A 21,280-nucleotide genomic window follows, 5' to 3' on the forward strand; every position below is an offset into this window, starting at 1 on the left:
TGGCGGGGGACGCCGGGTACGGGGTGCCGGTCACCCCTCCTTCGGGCTCACCCCTCCTCGGGCCTGCGCCGCAGCAAGTACGTGTCCATGATCCACCCCTTCCGCTCCCGCGCCCGAGCCCGCGCCTCCTCGATCCGGGGCGCCGCCTCCGCGATCGGGCCGGACACCAGGATCTCGTCCGGTGTGCCGATGTACGCCCCCCAGTAGATGTCTATGTCCTCCCCGTTCTCCTGCGCGAGCCCCCGGAACGCCTGGTGCGCGTCCAGCATCACCACCACGTCGTCCACCCCCTCCGGGAACCCCTCCGCGAGCCGCCGCCCGGTCGTGATCTGCACCGGCCTCGCCACCCGGTTCAACCCCGTACGGTGCCGCGCGACCAGCGCGGAGACACTGCTGACGCCCGGGATCACGTCGTACGCGTACGCGACGTTCCCCCGCGCGAGGACCTCGTCCAGGATCGCGATCGTGCTGTCGTACAGCGCCGGATCGCCCCAGACCAGGAACGCGCCGGTCTCCCCGTCGGAGAGTTCCTCGGTGATCAGCCGCTCGTAGATGTCCGCGCGGGCGCTGCGCCAGTCGCCGACGGCGGGGGAGTACGCGGCGGTGCCCGCCGTACGGTCCCGCTCCGGGTCGCGGGCCTCGACGACCCGGTACGTGCCCTCCGGCACATGCGTCCGCAGCATCTCCCTGCGCAGGTCCGTGAGGTCGCTCTTCACCTCGCCCTTGTCCAGGACGAAGAACACGTCCGCCTCCCGCATCGACCTGACCGCCTGGAGGGTCAGGTGTTCCGGGTCGCCCGCGCCGATACCGATGACAAGAATCCTTCGCACGTCCCCGAGTGTGCCGTACGGCACTGACAACGAGGTCGGCGCGGGGTGATCAACGCAGTCCCGGCGCCCGCGCCGCCGGGTCCACGGGGTGTCCGTCGACCTCGTCCGCGAGGGCCCGTGCCCAGGTCACGACGCCGGGGAGATCCATGCCGTACGCCGCTCCGGCCCACCGCTCGACCTCGTCCGCACCGCGCCGCAGCAGCCGTACCCCGCCGGTCCGGTTGCCCCGCGCCGTGTGCGTCAGCCCCACGGCGAGCTGCGCGAGCGCCCGCCACAGGGGGCGCTCCTCCTCGGGGCCCGTCTTCCAGGCGTCCTCGAAGACCTCGTGGGCGTGGAACGGCTTACCGGCGTCGAACAACGCCTGCGCCTCGGTGACGGTCTCCTCGGGACGGCGTGCGATCCCCTCCGGCTGCCTCGGCACGCCCTCCTCCCCGTACGCCAACGGCCGCCCCAGCCCGTCCCTGGGCCGCGCACTCCTCGCCCGACCCGCACTGTCCCTGTCCCGCGCCTCAGCCATACCCCGATTGTCCCGCCTGCGGAGCGGCATGCCGGGTGGGGTAGAGTTCGGTTCGCGCGATCGCACATGTGTGGGCCGCGCATCGGGACGTGGCGCAGCTTGGTAGCGCACTTGACTGGGGGTCAAGGGGTCGCAGGTTCAAATCCTGTCGTCCCGACTTAGATAGTCGCAGGTCAGGGGCCTTGCCGGAGAGATCCGGCAAGGCCCCTCGATCGTTTTCGGGGACCAGGGAGTTCATGCGGCATCGCCGGGCATTCCGGGCGACTGGGCGATCTCCTGTTCGGCGGCTTCGATGATGGCCAGTACGGCCGCCGCCGCGGCTGCGGGATCGCGGGCCTCGACGGCTTGCACGATGGCGCGGTGCCTGGGCAGCGAGGCTTCCACCGCGCCGGGGGTCCGGGTGCTGACGAGGAAGCTGTGTTCCAGCGCGATGTCGACAGCGCGGCCCAGTGAGCCGAGGAGACGGTTGCCGCTGGCGTCGAGCAGGGCCCGGTGGAAGGCGATGTCGGCCTCGACATAGCCGCTGCGGCCGGGTTCCGTGGCCGCGGCCTCCATGGCCGCCAGGGCGTCGTACAGGGCTCGTACATCGTCGGGGCCGGCCCGGTCGGCGGCGAGCCGGGCCGCCTCGGGCTCGACGATCCGGCGGAGTTCACCCGTGTCGCGCAGCAGAGTCGTGGCGTTCCCGGCCTGTTTCCAGCGCAGCACGTCACGGTCCAGGTGGTTCCAGTGCTCCGGGGGCAGCACGCGCGTGCCGGTGCGCGGGCGTACGCGCAGCATCCCCTTGGCCACCAGTGCCTTGACCGCTTCCCGCACCACCCCTCGGCTGACGCCGATCTCGGCCGCGAGCGCGTCCTCGATCGGCAGCGGATCACCCGGCTCCCACGCGCCACCCACGATGCGCCGCCCGAGCCCGTCGACCACGCGCTGATGCGTGGTCGGGAAGTGCACCACGATCTCCGCTCACCCCCTGGACGGCATTCATCGAATCATTTAATGATTGCACGGCCCCCGCGACTCCCACTGAGCCCCAGGAGAGCATCGATCGTGGAATCGGCAGCAGCACGCCCTCGTCCGGTCCTCACGGCCGGCTCCGTCCTGCCGGTGGACGCCGGCCGAGCCGCGCTCGTCGCGCGTGTCCACGACCCGGAAGGGGACGGGCCGTGTGTGGCCGCGGTCCGCGGCGGTCAGGTCGTCGACCTGACCGCCATCGCACCCACCGTCTCCGACCTCGTGGAACGCGACGACGCGGTGGAGGTCGTCCGCGAGGCCGACGGCGGACGTGTCTGGCGCCTGGACGAACTGCTGGACGCGCCGGCCGGTCGCCGTGACGTTCCGCGTCTGCTCGCCCCCGTCGACCTGCAAGTGATCAAGGCCGCGGGCGTCACCTTCGCCCGGAGTCTGCTGGAACGCGTCATCGAAGAGCGCACGGGCGGCGATCCGGCGCAGGCCGCGCGGATACGGGCCCGCGTCGGGCAGGCGGTGGGCGGCACGCTCGACGGCATCCGTCCCGGATCGCCGGAAGCGGACAAGGCCAAGGAACTGCTCGCCTCCGAAGGACTGTGGTCGCAGTACCTGGAGGTCGGGATCGGGCCGGACCCGGAAGTGTTCACCAAGGCCCCGGTCCTGTCCGCGGTCGGCACCGGCGCCGACATCGGCGTGCTCGGCGCCTCGGTGTGGAACAACCCCGAGCCCGAGGCCGTCCTCGTCGTGGACTCGCGCGGCCGGGTACGCGGCGCGACGCTCGGCAACGACGTCAACCTCCGCGACATCGAGGGCCGCAGCGCCCTGCTGCTGTCCCGCGCGAAGGACAACAACGCCTCCTGCGCGATCGGCCCGTTCGTCCGCCTGTTCGACGAGGACTTCGACCTCGACACCGTACGCGGGCTCGACATCGACCTCCGGATCGACGGCACGGGCGGCTACGTCCTGCGTGGCAGCAGTTCCATGCGCGAGATCAGCCGCGATGTACTGGACCTGGTGGCCGCCACGCACGGTCCGCACCATCAATACCCGGACGGCTTCGCGCTGTTCACCGGAACGCTGTTCGCCCCCACCGAGGACCGCCAGGCACCCGGCGCGGGCTTCACCCACGAGTACGGCGACATCGTGCGGATCTCCAGCCCGCGACTCGGTGCTCTGGTCAACACCGTCGTCACCAGCGAACAGGCCGCGCCGTGGACGTTCGGCGTGGGAGCGCTGATGCGCAACCTCGCCCGGCGCGGCGTGCTGTGAGCTGACGAAGACTCGCATGCTCGGTTCATGTCCGGGGGACCGGCTCCTGCCCGATCGTGGCGTGCAGGCGCCGGGTGTGGTCCACGTGGCGCGCGGCCCCGGTCAGCAAGACCCTGGCCGTCAGGCGAGGTTGAGCGCTGGACGCGGCCAACCGCACTTCCAGCTCGCCCGGTTCGACGACGCGCCGCCCGTCGCGTCCGGTGAAGGAGGCGACGTCGGCCGGGACCGTGACATGCAGGCGCCGGGCCTCACCCGGCTCCAGCTCGACCCGGGTGTAGCCGACGAGGCGCTGCACCGGCTGGACGACGGAGGCGACCGGGTCGTGCAGATAGACCTGGACGACTTCGGTCCCGGACCGCCCGCCGGTGTTGCGGACGGTGAAGGCGAGGGCGAACTCGCCGTCCGTCGGGGCCTCTTGGACGTCCACGGTGAGGTCTGTCCAGTCGAACCGCGTATAGGACAGGCCGTGGCCGAAGGCGAACGCCGGGGTCGGGTCGACGCTGGACACCTTCCCGGCGTGGGCGAGCCGCGCCCCGAGGTACGTGGCCGGCTGGGAGCCCGGCCCGCGCGGCACGCTGACCGGGAGGCGTCCGGAGGGCTCGGTACGGCCGCTGAGCACTCCGGCGATCGCGTGGGTGCCTTCCTCGCCCGGGAAGAAGGACTGCACGATCGCGGCGGACTCCTCCACGGCGCGGCCGAGGGCGTACGGCCGGCCCGCGAGCAGGACGGTGACCACGGGTGTCTCCAGGTCGAGCAGGGCGTCGAGCAGGTGCTGCTGCGCGCCGGGCAGCACCAGCGAGCCGGCGTCGCATCCCTCGCCGGTGGTGCCCTGTCCGAAGAACCCGGCGCGGTCACCGAGCACGACCAGGGCGATGTCGGCCTCGCGTGCCGTCCGGACGGCCTCGGGGATGCCGGAGAGGTCTCCGTCGTCGATTCCGGTGCCGTGGGCGAGCGTGATCTCGGCGTCGGGGAACTCGGCGGTGAGAGTGGCGTGCAGGGTGGGCAGTTCGATGCCGGGTGGGGTGCCGGGGTGGTGGACGCCGATGTGCTGGGGGAAGGAGTAGCAGCCCAGGACGGCGTTGGGCTCGTCGGCGTTGGGGCCGAGGAGGGCGATGCGGCGGGGCCTGGTGAGCGGCAGGGTGCCGTCGTTGCTCAGCAGCACGACCGCTTCCTCGGCGATCGTGCGGGCCAGCGCGCGGTTGTGCGGACTGTCCAGGTCGATCCGGCCGCGCAGGGCGTCCGGGTCGTCCGGGTCCGCGCCGTCGAGCGCGGCCGGTACGGGGTTCCAGTCCGGGTCGAGCAGGCCGAGCGCCGCCTTCTGGGTGAGTACCCGGCGCAGGGCGCGGTCGACCAGCGCCTCCGGCACCCGGCCGTCGGCGACGGCCTCGGCCAGGGGTGCGCCGTATGTCTTGACGTTGGGCAGTTCGACGTCGATGCCCGCGCGCAGTGCCGTGCCGGCGGCGTCGGCCCAGTCGGCCGCGACGCCGTGCAGGGTTGTCAGGAAGGCGATGGCGAAGTAGTCGGCGACGACCGTGCCGTCGAAGCCCCAGGTGTCGCGCAGCAGCCCGGTGAGCAGTCCCTCGTCGGCCGCCGAGGGTATGCCGTCGGTGTCGGTGTAGGCGTTCATCACCGATCGGGCGCCGCCTTCACGGATCGCCATCTCGAAGGGCGGCAGCAGGACGTCGGCGCGTTCGCGCGGGCCCATGGAGGAGGGGGCGAGGTTGCGGCCGGCGCGGGAGGCCGAGTAGCCGGCGAAGTGCTTGAGAGTGGCGACGATCCCGGCGGACTGAAGGCCCCGCACGTAGGCCGTTCCGATGGTGGCGACGAGGTACGGGTCCTCGCCGATGGTCTCCTCGACCCGGCCCCAGCGGGCGTCGCGCACCACGTCCAGGACGGGCGCGAGTCCCTGGTGGACGCCGACGGCACGCATGTCGCGGCCGATCGCGGCGGCCATCCGCCGCACCGTGTCCGGGTCGAAGGTGGCGCCCCAGGACAGCGGAACGGGGTAGGCCGTCGCCCCCCAGGCGGCGAAGCCGGCCAGACACTCGTCGTGCGCGAGAGCGGGGATGCCGAACCGGTTCGTGGCGGCGATCCGGGCCTGGGTGCGGGCCAGCGACAGCGCGCCCACGGCGGGGTCGACCGGGACCGTGCCGAAGGGCCGGGTCAACTGGCCCAGCCCGGTGGGCAGAAGCGCGTCGAGATCGACGGCCTCCTCCATGTCGTGCTGGTGCGGGGCCACTTCACCGCCCTGATCGGAGGCGCCCACCCACACTCCGTACAGCTGGGCGGTCTTCTCCCGAAGGGTCATCGCGTCGATCAGGGCGTCGACTCTCGCGGTGACGGGAAGGGCGGGATCGTTCCAGGGGGAGAGCCCGGTGCTGGTCTCTTCAGCCACGTCGGCGTTCACTTTCGTCGGTCAACGGCTGAACCCGGCGGTCAGACCGCTCAGCAGCTGACGGCGGCCGAACACGTACAGGATGATCAGGGGCAGGGTGGTGAGGACGACGGCGGCCAGGAGGGCGGGGACGTTGACCCCGTACTCGCCCTGGAAGGTCCACAGGGCGAGCGGCAGTGTCCGCCGGGAAGGGCTCTGGGTGAGGATCAGCGGCAGCAGGAAGCCGTTCCAGATGGTCAGCGCGTTGAAGATGGTCACGGTGAGGATGGCCGGGCGGGTGAGCGGCGCTGCCAGGCGCCACAGCGTCCCCCACTCGGTGGCGCCGTCCACCCGCATCGAGTCGAACAGCTCCTTGGGCACGTCGCGGATGAAGTTGGCGAGTATCAGCACGGACAGCGGGATGGCGAAGGCGATCGACGGCAGGATCAGCGCCAGCAGGCTGTCGTACAGCTGTAGCTTGATGATGATCAGATAGATCGGGATGACCGTCGCTTGCAGCGGGATGGCGAGGCCCATGAGGAACATGCCGTTCACCACGCGCAGGAACCGCATGCGCCAGCCGCGCACGATGGCGTAGGCGGCCATGAAGGAGACGGCGACCGCCGGTACCACCGCGCCGACGGTGACCACGACGCTGTTCCACAAGTAGCTGAAGAAGTCGGACTCGAAGACCAGCTCGTAGTTGTCCAGCGTGGGGTCGGCCGGCGGCGCCAGCGGGTTGCTCGCGTAGTAGGTGCTCTGGGCCTTGAGGCTGGTGACGAGAATCCAGTAGAGGGGGATGACGACGACGGCGAGCCAGAGCCATCCGGCCAGACCGCCGGCCCAGTTGCGCCGGCGGGCCGCCGGACGGGAGCGGCGTCGCTGCTTGCGGTGGGTGGTCTTCTGCGGTCGTCGCGGCTCGGTCAGCGTGGTGGTCATCAGGCCCCCTCGAGTTGGCTCTCACCGGCGTCCCGGCCGCCGAGCCGGCGCAGCAGCAGGGCGATGACGAGGCCCACCAGGACGAGGATGACCGCGATGGCGCTGGCCGGCCCCATCAGGCTGGCCTGGAAGCCCCGTTTGTACATGTCCAGCGCGAGGACCCGGGTGGCGTCCGACGGGCCGCCCTCGGTCAGGACGAAGATGAGGTCGAAGAAGGTCAGGGAGCCGACCACCATCAGCGTCGACGAGGTGATGACGGTGTACCTGAGCTGGGGCAGCGTGATGCTGAAGAACTGGCGGATCTGCCCGGCGCCGTCCAACTGCGCGGCCTCGTACAGGGACTTGGGGATCTGCTGGACGCCGCCCTGGTAGATCAGCGAGTGGAACGGGACGAACTGCCAGGAGACGACGAAGATGACGACCCCGAACGCGAGCCAGGGGCGCCCCAGCCAGTCCTTGCTGAGCCACTCGGCCCCCAGCCCGGCGCCCAGCCCGAAGTTGGGGTCCAGCAGCGCCTTGTACGCGACCGCGATCGCCGCCGAGCTGAGCAGGAGCGGGACGAAGTAGATCAGGCTCAGCACCGCACGGTAGCGCTGGCGGCCGGCCAGGAACGTGCCGAGCAGGATGCTCGCCGGTGTCTGGACCGCCCAGGACACGGCCATCACCAGGAACGTCACCCACAGGGCGTGCGGCAGCCCGGGGTCGGTGAGCACCGCACGCCAACTGGTCAGCCCGGACGGGTGGATGGCGCCGATCCCGTCCCACGTCGTGAAGCTCAGCACGAAGACGCCGACGAGCGGGACCACGGCGAAGCCGACGAAGAACAGCAGCGCCGGCACGGCCAGCCAGGGCAGGATGCCGCGCCGGCCCTCGTGCCCCGCGGAGCGCGTGAGTGCGCTCACGTGCCGATGACCTTGTTGAGATTGCCGGCGAACTGCTGCGGCGATATGGACAGCTGGAACAGCTTGGCGATGTTGTCCAGCAGCGCTTCGGCGGCCGTCGGGCTGAGCGCCTGGTCCCAGGACTGGCTGAACGACTTCGCGTTGCTCGCGATGCCGTACACGAACTCCAGGAACTCGGAGCTCTTGGAGCCGGCCAGTAGTTTCTGCGAGTCCTTCCGGATCGGCACCGCACCGGTGTCGATCCACTCCTTCACCTCCTCGTCCGTGAGGACGCCGGTGGCGAAGAAGTTCTTCGCGATCTTCTTCTGCTCGGCACTGGCCTTCGAGGAGAGGGACAGGTACTGGGCGGGGTTGCCGACGGAGTTGCTCGGATCGCCCTTGCCGCCTTCGACGGGCGGGAAGTTCATGAAACCGAGGCCGCCGCCGGAGACGAAGTCTTTGCCCTCGTTCTGCTGGATGCCGTACGACCAGGAGCCGTGCAGCATCATCGCGGCCTTGCCGGTGTACAGCAGCGCCTGGTCGGCGTTGGAGTCCGCGGTGATCGAGGAGAAGCCCTTGATGAATCCGCCCGCCTTGACCAGGTCCTGCACCTTGGTCAGCGCCTCGATGGCGGCCGGGTGGGACCAGGCGTCCTTCTTGCCGTCGTAGGCGGCCTGGAACACCTCGGGGCCGCCGATGCGGTCGAACAGGAACTCCAGCCACATCATGTTCGTCCACCGGGACTGGCCGCCGAGGGCGAACGGCGCTATGCCCTTCGCGTTGAACCTGGGCACCAGGGCCATGATGTCGCCCCACGACCGGGGCGGCTGGACGCCGACCTCGTCGAAGACCTTCTTGTTGTAGAACAGGACGATCGGCTCCACGCTCTCGGTCGGCACCGCGTAGATCTTGCCGTCGACGGTCGCCGGGCCGAACGAGTTCGGGAAGAGCCGGTTCTTGAGGTCGGGGTGCTCGGCGAACCACGGGGTGAGGTCGTCCACCTGGCCGGCCTTCACGTACGTGCGCAGCGTGCCGCCGCCCCACCCCCAGATGATGGTGGGTGCTTTCCCGGCGCCGATGGCGGTCTTGATCCTCGTCTTGTAGGCGTCGTTCTCGAAGGTGGTGACTTCGATCTTCCCCTTGGGGTTGGCCTTGTCGAACCGCTCCACCGCACCGGTCCTGACGCCTTCCTGAGGCTGACCGCTCAGGTGCCAGTACGTGGCCGTTTTGCCGCTCTTGTCGGGGCCGGACGAGCCGCAGGCCGCGAGGGCCGCGGAGGCCGGCACGCCGGCGGCCAGGCCGAGGAGGGTACGTCGGGAGAGCGCCATGCTTCTTCTCCGCACTCGAGAGCCAACGGCATCTCGTGAGTCATGGTGAAAGGTTTTCGAAACAGCTTTCTCCGAGCTCTGTTCGTGCAAATTAGGTTTCGAACTGACGCCCTGTCAAGGTGCGTGCAGGCCCGTTGTCGTGCTGTGACCAGCCCCGTAAAATCAGGACAGGGCGGCCTTCGAGGGGTCTCGCCAGAGATCGAAACTCTTTCGAAAATGGCTGGTTGAGGGTGGGAGGGGTATGCGATGATCACGGCTGACGCACTGTCGGCGCGGGCTCCGGTGCCGGCCCGCCGTACGGTTGACCGGTTCCACGCCGGTGGACGTGAAACTGAGAGGGAGCGATGCGACCGAACGCCAGGCGCACCACTTTGGCGGACATCGCCCAAGCGGCCGGGGTCTCCATCGCGACCGTGTCCAAAGTGGTCAACGGCCGTGGGGACGTGGCGCCGCACACCCGCACCCGGGTGCAGGAACTCCTGAACCAGCACCACTACCTCGCGCCCGTCTTCCGCCACACCGAGGCCGCCGAGATCCCGACCATCGAGGTCCAGTTCCAGGGTGGCCTCAAGTCGTACGTGGCCGAGACCCTGGAAGGCATCATCGACTCCGCCGCCGAAGCGGGGGCCTCGGTGGTGATCAGCAAGGCGTCCCACGCCCCGCACTGGGCCCGGGACCTGGTCTCGGCCGGGCGCAGCGCCGTCATCGCGGTCACCAGCGTGTACACCACGGCGCACCTGAACGAACTGGCCCGGTTCGGGCTGCCGTTGGTCGTGCTGGACCCGCTGCACCTGCCGGACAGCCGCGTCCACAGCGTCGGGTCGACCAACTTCGGCGGCGGCCTGGCCGCGACCCGGCACCTGCTCTCCCTGGGGCACCGCCGCATCGCCTACATCGGCGGACCGGCCATGGCCGTGTGCAACCAGGCACGCGTGCACGGCTACCGCGCCGCCATGGAGGCGGAAGGAGCGCGGGTGCCCGATGACTACGTCCGGCCCGGAGAGTTCACGTACGAGGCCGGGTTGCTCGGCGCCACGGCGCTCCTGGGCCTGCGAGAGCCGCCCACGGCGATCTTCGCGGGCAACGACGAGATCGCCATCGGTGTCATCGAGGCCGCCCGCATCCGGGGCCTGCGCGTCCCCGAGGACCTGAGCGTGGTCGGCTTCGACGACACGAGCTTCGCCCGGATGGCCTCGCCGCCGCTGACCACGGTGCGCCAGCCGCTACGGGAGATGGGCGGTGCCGCCCTGCGCACCGTCCTTCGACTGGCCGGCGGTGAAAAGGTCGAGTCCCACCACATCGAACTCGCCACCGAACTCGTGGTACGCGCCTCGACGGGGCCACCCCGCGAAGAGACCTCGGCGTAGCGGTACCTGCCATGCCGGGTTGCCTGGAGCGCGACGATGCCTCCAGGCAACCGACTTCCGGATGGTGCTGCTCTCGGGGGGTGTCTGGCGAGATCGCGCGGTACGGGCCGGGCGACCTCGTACGGGTCGAGCTGTTCGCCGGCCCGGAAGACCTGGACGACGAACCCGACCACCGGCATCCGAACGATGTCATCGGCCGCGACCCCACCGCCGAGATCGAGACCAACGGGCAACGCGGAGGTGCCCGGACACCCCTGTGCGCAAGACGCCGCGGGAGTGCGGTGCCCGGCCCAGGGGCGCTCACTTCACCGGCGTCGGTGGGGTCAGGCCTGGAGCCTGATCGAGTTGATGGGGGTCATGTCCTTGTCGATCCAGTCGCCCATCTGGAGTTTGCCCTCGCAGCGGGTCCCGTTGGAGCCGAGGCAGGTCGACATGGTCGCGCGGCCGGTCTGGTTGTTGAAGATGCGGTACAGCCCGTAGAAGCCACTGAGGTTGTAGTAGCCGTAGTCGAAGTAGCGGTAGCTCGGCTTGTCGTTGTTCCAGCTGGGGCCCGGGTAGATGCAGACGTACCCCGACTTGCAGCCGTGGGCGTCCGCGCGCACGGCCGGTGCGGCGGAGGCCGAGGCCGCGAGGCCGGTGCCGGCGAGGACCAGGGATGCGAGGGTTGCTGCGACGAACGTGCGTACTGCCATGGTTCCCCCTGAGTGGGTTCGGTTCCGAGGGATCGGAGGCTCCCCACGTGGTCTCCGATCCGGGGCACCAGGGTGTGGCGTGAATGTGGGCAGGAACCTTGCGCAAACCTTGCTTCACTGGTCCAGGACGTATGGGGGCGGCGCGTGACGGAATTCCTGCTGCTGGGCCCGGTGGAGTTACGGGGCCCGGACGGTACGGCGGTGGAGCTGGGCCCGGCGAAGCGGCGCACGGTGCTGGCGGCGCTGCTGGTGGACGCCGGCCGCTGGGTGAGTGTGGAGACGCTGGTCGACCGGGTGTGGGGCGAGGACGTACCGGCCCGGGTACGCCCCTCCCTGTACGCCCACATCGCGCGGATCCGCCGGTCGCTCGCCGCCCTGCCCCCGGCGGCGGACGGGCCCCGGCTGCGGCGCGGACCCGGCGGCTACCTCCTCGACGTACCTCCCGGCCAGGTCGACGTCCACGGCTTCCGGCACCTCGTCCAGCGGGCCCGCAGCGCGGACTGCCCGGATGCCGAGCGCGTGGAACTGCTGCGCCGCGCCCTCGACCGGTGGCGCGGCGAGCCGCTCGCGGGGCTGGCCGGCATATGGGTGGAGCACACGCGGGAGAGCTGGGCGCAGGAACGGATCGAGGCGGTGCTGGAGTGGGCCGGCGCCGAGTACCGCACCGGCCGGCACGCCGGGGTGATCGGCGTACTGACCGGCCTCGCGGCCGAGCACCCACTCGTCGAGCCCCTCACGGTGGCGCTGATGCGCGCACTCCAGGGGGCAGGACGGAGCCCGGAGGCGCTGACCCGATACGCCGTCCTGCAAAAGCGGCTGACCGAGGAACTCGGCACGGACCCGGGCACGGAGGCCCGGCAGATACACCAGGCGATCCTACGGGGCGAGAAGATCCCGCCGCCCGCGTACGGCACTGCACCGCCCGGTTACGGCGCCTCGCCGCCGACTTACGGCGTTCCACCGTCCGCCCCTGGCGCCCTGCCGCCCGGCCACGGCGCCTCGCCGCCAGCTACCGGCGCTCCGCCATCTGCCCTCGGCACCCCACCTATCGCCCCCGGCGTCCTGCCCACCGCTTCCGGTGCTCCGCTGCCCGGCCACGGAGCTGTGCCGCCCGCCTACGGACCCCCGCTGCCCGCTTACGGGGCTCCACCGCCCACCCCCGGCACCTCACCCACCACCCCGCCGCCCGCCCACGCAACCCCACCCCCCGCCCCAGCCCAACTCCCCATAGAAGCCCGGGGTTTCATCGGCCGAGAAGAAGAGCTCGCCCGCCTGGACCACATCCTCGCCGCCGCCTCCCACCGACCCGCCGCCGTCGTCGTCTCGGCGGTTTCCGGTACGGCCGGTGTCGGTAAGACCGCGCTGGCCGTGCACTGGGCGCATCGGGTCGCCGACCGGTTTCCGGACGGTCAGTTGTATGTGAATCTGCGTGGCTTCGACCCCTCTGGTGTGGCCGTGACGTCCGATCAGGCGGTGCGGGACTTTCTCGACGCGCTCGGGCCGGCCCAGCACGTTCCGGCGGATGCGCAGGCGCGTGAGGGGCTCTACCGCAGCCTCCTCGCCGGGCGCCGCATGCTCGTCGTGCTCGACAACGCCCGGGACGCCGACCAGGTCCGCCCCCTGCTGCCGGGCGCGCCCGGGTGTCTGGCCGTCATCACCAGCCGCAACCGGCTCACCGGCCTGGTCGCCGCCGAGGGTGCCCACCCGCTGCCCCTGGACCTGCTCTCACCGGCCGAGGCCCGCGCCCTGCTGGGCCGGCGGCTCGGTGAGGAGCGGGTCGCGGCCGAACCGGACGCCGCCGAGGAGATCATCGCCCGGTGCGCACGCCTCCCGCTGGCCCTCGCCATCGTCACCGCCCGTGCGGCGGCGCACCCCGGTTTCCCGCTCCGCGTGGTCGCCGAGGAACTCCGCGACAGCCTCGACGCGTTCACCGGCGGCGACCTCGCCACCGACGTACGGGCCGTCTTCTCCTGGTCGCACGACGCCCTCACCCCCGTACAGGCCCGCCTGTTCGCGCTGCTGGGGCTCGCTCCCGGGCCCGACATCGGGCTCTTCGCGCTCGCCTGCCTCGCCGGGCTGACCGGGCCCGCGACCCGTACGGCGCTCCAGGCGCTGGAGAACCTGCACCTCGTCGAGCAGCCGGAGCCGGACCGCTGGCGGATGCACGACCTCGTACGCCTGTACGCCGCCGACCGGGGCCGCCAGGACCTCGAACCCGGCGACCGGGACGCGGCGCTGCGCCGGCTGACCGGGTTCTACCTGCACACCGTGTGCGGAACCCTCCGGCTGATGCCGCTCGACGACGTACCGCCCGACCTCGGCGCGCCCGAACCCGGCTGCCTCCCCCAGCCGCTCGCCACCCGCGCGCAGGCCCTGGAGTGGCTGACCCGCGAACTGCCCAACCTGCTCGCCGCGCAGCGCCTGGCGGCCGAGCGGGGCTGGAGCCGGACCGTGTGGCAGTTCGCCTGGAGCCTCGACCAGTTCTACGGCCTGATGGGCCACGTCCACGACCGGGTGGCCATGTGGCGGGCGGCCCTCGCCGCGCTCGGCCCCGACGACGCGCCCCACGTCCGGATGCGCGTCCACCGGCGCCTCGGGCACGCCGTCAACCACGCCGGGGCGCACGACGAGGCCCTGCGCCACCTCGACCACGCGCTGGACCTCGCCGACGACCCCGCGGACCGGGTCCGCGTCCACATCGCGCTCGCCCAGACGTACGGCCGGCAGAACCGGCTCCGCGAGGCCCTGCGCCACTCCTACCGCGCCCTGCGCGACCTGCGCGAGGAGGACCTCCCGGCGCTGAGGGCCGCCGCCCTCAACTCGGCGGGCTGGTACGAGGCACGGGCCGCCCACTACGCGCCGGCCCGCGCCCACTGCGAGTCCGCCCTCCCGCTCGCCCGGGGCGCCGGGCACGACAGCATCGAGGCGGACATCCTCGACAGCCTCGGCTACATCGCCCACCACACGGGCCGCCACGAGGAGGCCGTCGGCCACTACCGGCTCGCCCTCGCCCGCTACCGGGGCTCCGGCTCGGACCACTGGGTCGCCGACACGCTCGAACGGCTGGGGCGCACCTACGCCGCGCTCGGGCGGACCGGGGAGGCGCGGGGCGTGTGGGAGGAGGCCGCGGCGATGTACGGCGAACAGCATCGCGGCGAGCCCGCCGAACGCGTACGGCGCCGGCTCGGCGAACTCGGGTCCTAGGCGGCGGAGTCGGGGCGGTGGCACGCCACCACGGCCCCGCCGTCCCGGGCTCCCGGGAGCGGATAGGCTCCCGGGATGATCGAGAACCCTCCTCCCTGTCCGACGTGCTCGTGCGAGTACACCTACGAGATGAACGCCCTGATCGTGTGCCCCGAGTGCGGCCACGAGTGGGTGCCCGGCGAGGCCGCCGCCGTCCCCGTCCTCGTGGAGAGCGAGCGGGTCGTCAAGGACTCCGTCGGGAACGTGCTGCGGGACGGGGACGCCGTCGTGGTCGTGAAGGCGTTGAAGGTGAAGGGGAGTCCCTCGGGGATCAAGGCGGGGACCAAGGTGCGCGGGATCCGGCTGGTGGACGGGGTGGACGGGCACGACATCGACTGCCGGATCGACGGGTTCGGGGCGATGCAGCTGAAGTCGAGCGTGGTGCGCAAGGCGTAGGGACGGGCCCTGGCGGGCCTCGGCATCCCCCTGATGAGGAATTGCTAAATTTCGCAAGTAGTTAGATGCTGTATTCGCTGTGCCCGCAGGTTGCCGCGGGCGCAGCGTCTTCGCGCCGGGGCCACCGACCATGGGAAGGCAGCTGTGTCCGTTCCGCTGTACCGGGGGGCCGTCGCGCGGCTCGCCTCGCTGCTGCCCTCGCGTACGGACCTGGAGCAGATACGCCGCGACCCGCGCCGTGACCTCCTCGCCGGGCTGACCGTCGCGGTCGTCGCGCTGCCCCTGGCCCTCGGGTTCGGCGTCTCCTCCGGGCTCGGCGCCGAGGCGGGGCTCGCGACGGCTGTGATCGCGGGTGCGCTGGCCGCGATCTTCGGCGGCTCGAACCTCCAGGTGTCGGGCCCGACCGGCGCGATGACCGTCGTCCTGGTGCCGATCGTCGGCGAGTACGGACCGGGCGGCGTCCTCACGGTCGGGCTCATGGCCGGCGTGATGCTGGTCGTGCTGGCCGGGCTGCGGGCGGGCCGGTACATGCGGTACATCCCCGCGCCCGTGGTCGAGGGGTTCACGCTCGGGATCGCCTGTGTGATCGGCCTCCAGCAGATACCCAACGCGCTGGGCGTGCCCAAGCCGGACGGCGACCGCGTCCTCGTCGTCGCCTGGCGGGCGGTCGAGGAGTTCGCGAAGGCGCCGAACTGGACCGCCCTCGGTCTCGCCGTGTCCGTGGCCGCGGTGATGCTGGCCGGCGCCCGGTGGCGGCCCACCGTCCCCTTCTCCCTCGTCGCGGTGGCCGCCGCGACCGCCGTGGTCCAGTTCGCCCACCTCGACGCGGCTCGTCCCATCGGCGACCTGCCGGCCGGGCTCCCCGCACCCTCCCTCGCCTTCCTCGACCCCGGCGCGCTCGGCACCCTGCTCGCCCCGGCCGTCGCGGTCGCGGCGCTGGCCGCGCTGGAGTCGCTGCTGTCGGCGTCCGTCGCGGACGGCATGACCGTCGGCCAACAGCACGACCCGGACCGGGAGTTGTTCGGCCAGGGCCTCGCGAACATCGCCGCCCCGCTGTTCGGCGGCGTCCCCGCGACCGGCGCCATCGCCCGTACGGCGGTCAACGTCCGCACCGGCGCCGTCTCCCGCCTCGCCGCCCTCACCCACGCGGCCGTCCTCGCACTGATCGTCTTCGCCGCCGCACCCCTCGTCTCCAGAATTCCGCTGGCCGCGCTCGCCGGGGTGCTGCTCGCGACCGCGATCCGGATGGTGGAGGTCGGCTCCCTCAAGGCGATGGCCAGGGCGACCCGTTCGGACGCCGCGACACTCGTCCTGACCGCCGCCGCTACCCTCGCCCTCGACCTCGTGTACGCGGTCGTCATCGGCCTCGCCGTCGCGGGCGCCCTCGCACTGCGCGCCGTCGCCCTCCAGGCCCGCCTCGACGAGGTCCCGCTCGACCGGGGCGACCACACCGCCGAGGAACACGCCCTGCTCGCCGAGCACATCGTCGCCTACCGCATCGACGGGCCCCTCTTCTTCGCCGCCGCCCACCGGTTCCTGCTGGAACTGACCGAGGTCGCCGACGTCCGCGTCGTCATCCTGCGCATGTCCCGGGTGACCACCATGGACGCCACCGGCGCCCTCGTCCTCAAGGACGCCGTCGACAAGCTGCGCCGGCGCGGCATCGCCGTCCACACCTCCGGCGTACGGCCCGGCCAGCGCCAGGTCCTGGAATCCGTCGGCGCCCTCGACCCCGCACACGACCACCCCAGCACCCCCGAGGCGATCCACGCCGCCCGCGCGCACCTCGTACGGACCGGTGTCACCGGGTTCCGGCTCAGCCAGGCCTGACGCTTTCCGCCGCGCGCAGTTCGGCCAGCAGGCCCTGGCGGTCCGTCAGCAGGGTGGTCAGGATGCGGCGGGCGGCGGCCAGGAGCGCGGCGACGTCGCCGCCGGCCAGCTCGTACGTCACCGTCGAGCCCGTGCGCGTCGCCGTCACGATGCCGAAGCGGCGCAGGACCGCGAGGTGCTGGGAGAGGGTCGACGGTTCGACCCCGATCCGGGCGAGAAGCTCCCGTACCGGCTGGGGGCCGTCGAGGAGGAGTTCCAGGACGCGGATGCGTACGGGGTGGCCGAGCATCCGGAACAGGTCGGCCTTCGCCTCATACAGCGGGACCATCGGTGTCCTCCTCCACGCTCACCCCGTGCGCCCGCGCGATCCGCAGGGCGTCGTCCAACTCGTCCTCCGCGACCGCCCGCTCGTACGCGTCCCCCTCCGAGGCCGCCGCCGCGACCCGCGCCCGCGCCGCCCGCACCCGCTCCCGCAACGCCTCCGCGAACCCACCCACCAGGACGACCCCTCCACGATCCGCGTGCTCGGCCAACTGATGAATTCAGCAAGTCCGCAACGGCAAGTGTACTGAGGATCACGGGAGTTCGGCGGGTCACGGCTGCTCCGGTCCGAGCCCTCCGAGCAGTGCGGTCAGGGTGAACTCGAAGCGTTCGTGGCCCTCGCCCGAGGTCAGTTCGTCGAGGTGGGCGACCGTGTTGGGGAAGCGGTCGGCGGGGAGCATGCGGTAGCGGTCGGCGAGGGCGGCGCGGTCCAGGACGCGCTGGTCGGTGCCGGTGGCGGGGTCGTGGCGCAGGGAGACCTCGAAGCAGTACGCCGAGACGTAGAGGAACGCGGCGTCGATCGCCCACGCGGCGGACCGGGGGGTCACTCCGGCGGCCAGCAGGATGCCGAGCATGCCTTCGCTCAGGCGCAGCGCGTCGAGGCTGTCGGGCGCGGCGGCCAGCGCGGCGCGGGAGATCCCCGGGTAGCGGAGGTACTCGTCGCGCAGGGCCCGGCAGACGTCCAGCATCTGCTCGGTCCAGCGGGCGGGGTCCGGCCGCGGTACGGGAATCCTGGCGCAGACCTCGCTGATCAGCAGCTCGTCCAGTTCGGCCTTGTTGCGTACGTGGGCGTACAGCGAGGCCGGGCCGGTCTGGAGCGCGGCGGCGACCTTGCGCATCGTCAGGGCCTCGTAGCCGTCGGCCTCGATGAGGCGGAACGCCTCGGCCATGATCCGGGCGACGGTGATCGGGGGTTTTCCGGGCGGCCGGTCCGGCTTGTCGAGGGCGGCGATCTTCGCGGCCCAGTCGTCCCGGTCTGCGGCGCTCTTGTTCGTCACGGGGGTCAGCATAGCTTGACTCGAACGTCGTTCCTTGCGTAGAACAGTGTTCGCCAATGGAACACAGTTCGTCTCGCTTCGTCGTTCGTCACGGTCCAAGGAGCCCCATGACCACCACCGCCCGGGAGCCCACCTTCCGCTCCCTCCGCGAGGCCCGCCTCGCCCTCGTCGGCCTCTCGGCCGTCTTCCTGTTCGAGATGATGAGCAACACCGTCCTCAACGTCGCCCTGCCCACCATCGGCCGCGAACTGGACGCCCCGACCGTCGCCCTGCAATGGGTCACGAACGGCTACTCCGTCGTCTTCGGCGGCCTCATGCTCGTGTTCGGTGTCCTCGCCGACCGGCTCGGGCGGCGTCGCGTGATGATCACCGGGCTCGTCCTGCTCGGCGTCGCGAGCCTCGCGACGGCCGCCGTCACCAGCACCGGTGAGCTGATCGCCGTCCGCGCGGTGATGGGGCTCGCCGCCGCGATGACCACGCCGGGGACCATGGCGATGGCCTTCCGGCTGTTCGAGGACGAGGGGCTGCGGGTCCGGGCGATCACGCTGATCTCGACGGTCGGGATGGTCGGGCTCGCGATCGGGCCGACCGTCGGGGGGTTCGTGCTGTCCTTCGCTCCGTGGCAGGTCCTGTTGCTGGTGAACGTGCCGATCGTGGTGCTCGCGATCGTCGGTGTCCGGGCCGGGGTGCCCGCTGATGACCCTGGGGAGCCGCATCGGGCGCCTGTGGATCTGCCGGGTGGGGTGCTCGGTACGGCCGCGGTGGTGCTGGTTCTTGTCGCGCCCAGCCTGTTCGTGGAGTTCGGGGCCGGGGGGTGGGAGCCGTGGGGCGCGGTCGGTGGTGCCTTCGTCGCCGGGTTCCTGTTCGTGGCGCGTCAGCGGTCCGTCGCGTATCCGCTGCTCGACCTCTCGCTCGTCGCCCGGCCCCAGGTGTCCGGCGGGCTGGCGTACAAGGCGGCTGCCGGGCTCGCGAACGCCGGGCTGGCCTACCTGGTCACGCTCCAGTTGCAGCTCGACCGGGGGTGGTCGCCGGCGCTGGCCTCGCTCGGGATGCTGCCGCAGGTCGTCGTGCTGATCGCCGGGGGCCCTTTCGTGCACCGGTTCGTCGGGCGGGTCGGCATCGACCGGGCCGCCTGGACGAGCGCCGCGTCCGTCGTCGCCGGGCTCGCGGTCTACACCCTGTCCGGGCGCCTCGGCTATCCGTGGGTGGCGCTCTCGCTGGTGTTCGTCGCCGCCGGGATGCGTGTCGTCGGTGCGGCGGCCGGCGTCAACGTCCTCAACGGGCTTCCCGCCGACCGGACGTCCACCGGCGCGGCGCTCATCGACACGGCCGCCGAGGTCACCGCCGCCGCCGGGGTCGCCACGGTCGGCACCGTACTCGCCGCGGTCTTCGCCGGGAACGTCACCGCCGGACACTGGACCGCGGCGCAGACGGGCCAGTTCCACGAGGCGGTCACCCTCTCCGGGACGATCCTCACGCTCGCCTCGGCGGGGCTGCTGGGCTGGGCCATGCACCGTACCCGCCGGGCCGTCGCCTCGGCCTGACCGGCGGGCGGGGGAGCACCGTGCGCGCCGGGTTCCCGCCCCGGTCCGGGCTCAGCGACGGAGCCGTACGCGGCCTGCGGGTGCTCCGGGCCGACCTCCCCTTCCCGGCGGCCCTCGAACTCGGCGCGGAGGCGGGGCGGTTCATCGCGGGCCACGTCCGACACGGGCGGGCGCGAGGGGCTCTGTGGTCAGGAGCCGTAGAGCGGCAGGACGCCGGTGTCGACAGGGGACGGCAAGGGGGCGGGCAGCTCGACCGTCTCCCCGTACAGCCCGTGCACCTGCCCTCGGTACTCCCCGTCCTTGGGCCTGGTGTGCAGCGTCCAGCGCCCGGTGCGGGGATCCAGGACCAGAAGCACGGCGACCCCGGCACGGGCGTACCAGCCGTTCTTGTCGGTGATGTCCTTCGCCTTCTCGGACTGCGAGATCACCTCGACCGCGAGAGCGACGTCAGCGGGGTCGGCGAGCCAGGAGTCGTCCTCGTCCCACTCCACCGGGAGGACCGTCAGGCCGGGCGTGGCGTAGTCGTCCGGGTCCTCAGGTATGGAGATCGAGGACATCTCGTACGGAGCGAGGCCGACGGGCAGCCGGGATTCGATCTGCACCCGGAGCCGACGGACAGTTCCCGCGTGCTTGCCGCGCGGGGTGGGGGACATCACGAGGCTGCCTCCGATGATCTCGACCTGTAGTCCGGTGGACGCCTCGATCCGCTCAGCGACCTCTCGCAGATTGCCGGGGTGCGGGCGCGGTACGGGCCGGGCCACTACTACCCACCTCCTCATCAGCGGTCGATCGCTCACCACGGTACCGGGCCATTGCACGAGGCCGTGTGCCTGCCGACGGTTCTTGGTCCGCACCGGCGTACCGGCTTCCATCGGGCCGGCCGGACCGTCGGTAGGTCGAGCCCTGCGGGACCGCGCCCGCGCAGGGTGTCCAGGAGGTACGTCATGACAGCCCCCACGTGGATGCGTGCGCCGATCACGGCGGATGCGTACGACTCCTGGCCCGAGGAACAGTGCGTGGGAATCGAGATCGCGGACGGGACGGCCGTAACGATCCCCAGTGCGTCCAAGCGTCACGCCCGCCTGGCCCGACACCTGGCCAACGCCCTGGACGCCGCGGGCGGACCGGTCTGGAACGCCGATGCCGACTTCGACGTCCGCCTCCAGGACGTCCTGAGCACGTCCTCCTGGTCGCGGAGGTGGTCTCACCGGGCTCGGAGACCACCGACCGGATCGTCAAGACCGACCAGTACGCCAGGTCAGGCATCGCCTTCCACTGGCGCGTCGAGCAGACCGCGACCGGCGTCCCGCTCGTCTGCACCTACGTACTCGACCCCGCGACCAGGACCTACCGGGACGGCGACGTCTTCACCGGCACCGTCAAGGCCGCAGCGCCTTTCCCCGTGGAGATCGACCTCGGTGCGATCTGACTGAGGGGGCAGAGGCAGGCCATCTCCCGGCCGACCTCCCCAGATGCTCCAGGACCCCGGCGCCGAGGCGTTCGCCCGGGAGGGCCGGCCCCGAGACCACCGGCTTGTGCGCGTCCCGCCCGACCAGCAGCTCCTCGTGCGGGCCCGCGACCCCGAGCATCGCCGCCTTCGCGTACAGGGAGCTGCCGCAGGTGGAGAAGAAGGTGTGCTCGGCACCGACGGCGTCCGCCGTCAACTCCTGCGCCCGCTCCAGGATCCGGCCGGAGGCGGCCCTGTCGTCGAGACCGCCGGTCGCGAGGACGTCGGACCGGAAGACGGCGTCGCCCAGCACGGCCCGTACCCGGGGGAGGGGGTGGCAC

Annotated in this window: 18 protein-coding genes, 1 tRNA gene and 2 pseudogenes; 8 read left to right on the top strand and 13 right to left on the bottom strand. The window is 71.8% G+C overall.

Features of this window, described 5'->3' with window-relative positions:
• Positions 1 to 47: 47 nt before the first annotated feature.
• Together cobF and ACQCO7_RS36345 are read right to left on the bottom strand one after the other, a co-directional pair.
• Positions 48 to 830: a precorrin-6A synthase (deacetylating) gene (gene cobF / locus ACQCO7_RS36340; RefSeq protein WP_464075790.1), complete on the bottom strand. Its 783-nt coding sequence runs from the start codon at positions 828 to 830 to the stop codon at positions 48 to 50.
• 49 nt (positions 831 to 879) lie between these two features.
• A complete protein-coding gene (locus ACQCO7_RS36345) occupies positions 880 to 1,377 on the bottom strand; it encodes a DUF309 domain-containing protein (RefSeq protein ID WP_464075791.1) in 498 nt (165 codons plus the stop codon).
• 53 nt (positions 1,378 to 1,430) lie between these two features.
• Here ACQCO7_RS36345 and ACQCO7_RS36350 point away from each other — a divergent pair.
• Positions 1,431 to 1,504 (top strand) — tRNA-Pro (locus ACQCO7_RS36350).
• Between the two features lie 77 nt (positions 1,505 to 1,581).
• On the opposite strand, the gene ACQCO7_RS36355 is transcribed toward ACQCO7_RS36350, so the two are convergent.
• Positions 1,582 to 2,301, bottom strand: a complete 720-nt coding sequence (locus ACQCO7_RS36355; RefSeq protein WP_464077376.1) for a FadR/GntR family transcriptional regulator — start codon at positions 2,299 to 2,301, stop codon at positions 1,582 to 1,584.
• Positions 2,302 to 2,391: 90 nt separating this feature from the next.
• Between ACQCO7_RS36355 and ACQCO7_RS36360 the strand changes: the two genes are divergently transcribed.
• Complete coding sequence (locus tag ACQCO7_RS36360) at positions 2,392 to 3,579, top strand: fumarylacetoacetate hydrolase family protein (RefSeq protein ID WP_464075792.1); 1,188 nt, start codon at positions 2,392 to 2,394, stop codon at positions 3,577 to 3,579.
• A gap of 25 nt (positions 3,580 to 3,604) precedes the next feature.
• Here the strand turns inward: ACQCO7_RS36360 and ACQCO7_RS36365 are convergent, their stop codons facing one another.
• From ACQCO7_RS36365 to ACQCO7_RS36380, 4 genes are read right to left on the bottom strand one after another with little or no spacing between them, the layout of a single operon-like run.
• A complete protein-coding gene (locus ACQCO7_RS36365) occupies positions 3,605 to 5,986 on the bottom strand; it encodes a beta-xylosidase/alpha-l-arabinosidase (RefSeq protein WP_464075793.1) in 2,382 nt (793 codons plus the stop codon).
• A gap of 9 nt (positions 5,987 to 5,995) precedes the next feature.
• On the bottom strand, positions 5,996 to 6,892 hold the full coding sequence (locus tag ACQCO7_RS36370; RefSeq protein ID WP_464075794.1) for a carbohydrate ABC transporter permease: 897 nt from the start codon (positions 6,890 to 6,892) through the stop codon (positions 5,996 to 5,998).
• Positions 6,892 to 7,794: a carbohydrate ABC transporter permease gene (locus ACQCO7_RS36375; RefSeq protein ID WP_464075795.1), complete on the bottom strand. Its 903-nt coding sequence runs from the start codon at positions 7,792 to 7,794 to the stop codon at positions 6,892 to 6,894. The genes ACQCO7_RS36370 and ACQCO7_RS36375 overlap by 1 nt, the downstream gene beginning before the upstream one ends.
• Entirely contained in the window at positions 7,791 to 9,101 is a 1,311-nt protein-coding gene (locus ACQCO7_RS36380) for an extracellular solute-binding protein (protein ID WP_464075796.1), read from the bottom strand. Before ACQCO7_RS36380 ends, ACQCO7_RS36375 begins: the two co-directional genes overlap by 4 nt.
• A 344-nt stretch (positions 9,102 to 9,445) precedes the next feature.
• Here ACQCO7_RS36380 and ACQCO7_RS36385 point away from each other — a divergent pair, with 344 nt between their 5' ends.
• A complete protein-coding gene (locus ACQCO7_RS36385) occupies positions 9,446 to 10,468 on the top strand; it encodes a LacI family DNA-binding transcriptional regulator (protein WP_464075797.1) in 1,023 nt (340 codons plus the stop codon).
• Between the two features lie 323 nt (positions 10,469 to 10,791).
• Here ACQCO7_RS36385 and ACQCO7_RS36390 read toward each other — a convergent pair whose 3' ends face one another.
• Complete coding sequence (locus ACQCO7_RS36390; RefSeq protein ID WP_464075798.1) at positions 10,792 to 11,160, bottom strand: hypothetical protein; 369 nt, start codon at positions 11,158 to 11,160, stop codon at positions 10,792 to 10,794.
• Between the two features lie 144 nt (positions 11,161 to 11,304).
• On the opposite strand from ACQCO7_RS36390, the gene ACQCO7_RS36395 reads away from it, so the two are divergent.
• The 3 genes from ACQCO7_RS36395 to ACQCO7_RS36405 all read left to right on the top strand — a co-directional run bounded on the left by ACQCO7_RS36395 (position 11,305) and on the right by ACQCO7_RS36405 (position 16,629).
• On the top strand, positions 11,305 to 14,364 hold the full coding sequence (locus ACQCO7_RS36395) for an AfsR/SARP family transcriptional regulator (RefSeq protein ID WP_464075799.1): 3,060 nt from the start codon (positions 11,305 to 11,307) through the stop codon (positions 14,362 to 14,364).
• A 75-nt stretch (positions 14,365 to 14,439) separates the two neighbouring features.
• Positions 14,440 to 14,799 carry a zinc ribbon domain-containing protein YjdM gene (locus ACQCO7_RS36400; RefSeq protein WP_464075800.1) on the top strand — a complete coding sequence of 120 codons (360 nt, stop codon included), beginning with the start codon at positions 14,440 to 14,442 and terminating at the stop codon, positions 14,797 to 14,799.
• A gap of 144 nt (positions 14,800 to 14,943) precedes the next feature.
• Positions 14,944 to 16,629 carry a SulP family inorganic anion transporter gene (locus tag ACQCO7_RS36405; protein WP_464075801.1) on the top strand — a complete coding sequence of 562 codons (1,686 nt, stop codon included), beginning with the start codon at positions 14,944 to 14,946 and terminating at the stop codon, positions 16,627 to 16,629.
• Here the strand turns inward: ACQCO7_RS36405 and ACQCO7_RS36410 are convergent.
• From ACQCO7_RS36410 to ACQCO7_RS36420, 3 genes are read right to left on the bottom strand one after another with little or no spacing between them, the layout of a single operon-like run.
• The gene (locus ACQCO7_RS36410; protein WP_464075802.1) at positions 16,616 to 16,957 is read right to left on the bottom strand and encodes an ArsR/SmtB family transcription factor; all 342 of its coding nucleotides are present in this window, start codon (positions 16,955 to 16,957) and stop codon (positions 16,616 to 16,618) included. The two genes, ACQCO7_RS36405 and ACQCO7_RS36410, sit on opposite strands and share 14 nt — an antisense overlap.
• Positions 16,941 to 17,162, bottom strand: a complete 222-nt coding sequence (locus tag ACQCO7_RS36415) for a hypothetical protein (RefSeq protein WP_464075803.1) — start codon at positions 17,160 to 17,162, stop codon at positions 16,941 to 16,943. Before ACQCO7_RS36415 ends, ACQCO7_RS36410 begins: the two co-directional genes overlap by 17 nt.
• Positions 17,163 to 17,222: 60 nt before the next feature.
• Positions 17,223 to 17,948 carry a TetR/AcrR family transcriptional regulator gene (locus ACQCO7_RS36420; RefSeq protein ID WP_464075804.1) on the bottom strand — a complete coding sequence of 242 codons (726 nt, stop codon included), beginning with the start codon at positions 17,946 to 17,948 and terminating at the stop codon, positions 17,223 to 17,225.
• 107 nt (positions 17,949 to 18,055) lie between these two features.
• On the opposite strand from ACQCO7_RS36420, the gene ACQCO7_RS36425 reads away from it, so the two are divergent.
• Entirely contained in the window at positions 18,056 to 19,492 is a 1,437-nt protein-coding gene (locus ACQCO7_RS36425; RefSeq protein ID WP_464075805.1) for an MFS transporter, read from the top strand.
• 188 nt (positions 19,493 to 19,680) lie between these two features.
• Here the strand turns inward: ACQCO7_RS36425 and ACQCO7_RS36430 are convergent, their stop codons facing one another.
• Entirely contained in the window at positions 19,681 to 20,253 is a 573-nt protein-coding gene (locus ACQCO7_RS36430) for a Uma2 family endonuclease (protein ID WP_464075806.1), read from the bottom strand.
• Between the two features lie 183 nt (positions 20,254 to 20,436).
• On the opposite strand from ACQCO7_RS36430, the pseudogene ACQCO7_RS36435 reads away from it, so the two are divergent.
• Positions 20,437 to 20,921 (top strand): annotated as a pseudogene (locus ACQCO7_RS36435) (Uma2 family endonuclease).
• A gap of 67 nt (positions 20,922 to 20,988) precedes the next feature.
• On the opposite strand, the pseudogene ACQCO7_RS36440 reads toward ACQCO7_RS36435, so the two are convergent.
• Positions 20,989 to 21,267, bottom strand: a pseudogene (locus ACQCO7_RS36440) (ornithine decarboxylase); the annotation flags it as partial.
• Positions 21,268 to 21,280 lie beyond the last annotated feature (13 nt).

This window comes from Streptomyces saintjeani, from assembly GCF_055409605.1.

Excerpts from the sequence above, each read along its gene's own strand:
- ACQCO7_RS36425 (WP_464075805.1), top strand. The coding sequence starts at position 18,056 with ATGACCACCACCGCCCGGGAGCCCACCTTCCGCTCCCTCCGCGAGGCC.
- ACQCO7_RS36345 (WP_464075791.1), bottom strand. The coding sequence starts at position 1,377 with ATGCCGCTCCGCAGGCGGGACAATCGGGGTATGGCTGAGGCGCGGGAC.
- ACQCO7_RS36385 (WP_464075797.1), top strand. The coding sequence starts at position 9,446 with ATGCGACCGAACGCCAGGCGCACCACTTTGGCGGACATCGCCCAAGCG.
- ACQCO7_RS36400 (WP_464075800.1), top strand. The coding sequence starts at position 14,440 with ATGATCGAGAACCCTCCTCCCTGTCCGACGTGCTCGTGCGAGTACACC.
- ACQCO7_RS36390 (WP_464075798.1), bottom strand. The coding sequence starts at position 11,160 with ATGGCAGTACGCACGTTCGTCGCAGCAACCCTCGCATCCCTGGTCCTC.
- ACQCO7_RS36370 (WP_464075794.1), bottom strand. The coding sequence starts at position 6,892 with ATGACCACCACGCTGACCGAGCCGCGACGACCGCAGAAGACCACCCAC.
- ACQCO7_RS36410 (WP_464075802.1), bottom strand. The coding sequence starts at position 16,957 with ATGGTCCCGCTGTATGAGGCGAAGGCCGACCTGTTCCGGATGCTCGGC.
- ACQCO7_RS36380 (WP_464075796.1), bottom strand. The coding sequence starts at position 9,101 with ATGGCGCTCTCCCGACGTACCCTCCTCGGCCTGGCCGCCGGCGTGCCG.